Source organism: bacterium (genome assembly GCA_016789445.1).
GTDB lineage: Bacteria > Patescibacteriota > Minisyncoccia > Phycocordibacterales > UBA2100 > UBA10103.
In genome coordinates, this window is the sequence record JAEUQT010000013.1 from 271 (window position 1) to 530 (window position 260).

1 pseudogene (running past one end of the window) is annotated in these 260 nt (G+C 67.7%); it reads right to left on the reverse strand.

The window, feature by feature from the left end:
- Window positions 1-260 (reverse strand): annotated as a pseudogene (locus tag JNK62_04815) (DNA topoisomerase I); it reaches 270 nt to the left of the window's first position.

Consider the following 260-nt stretch of genomic DNA (forward strand, 5'->3'; position numbering starts at 1 on the left):
GCGTCGAGGTGGTGAACGGCGGTGCGGGACGGCGCTTGCGTTCCTTGCTGGTCACGTCGGTGACGTGCAGCGTGCCCTGCGCGGCCTGCTGGATGCGCAGGCGGGCGGCTTCGGCGGTGTCGCCGTCGGTGACGGTGAACTGTTCGAACTTCTGCCCGTCCAGTTTGGTGAGCTTGGCGGTGAAGGCCTGGCGCGGATGCGCGCACTCGGCCTCGATGCTCCAGTACTCGCGGGCGATGAAGGCTTCGATCTCTTCCTCG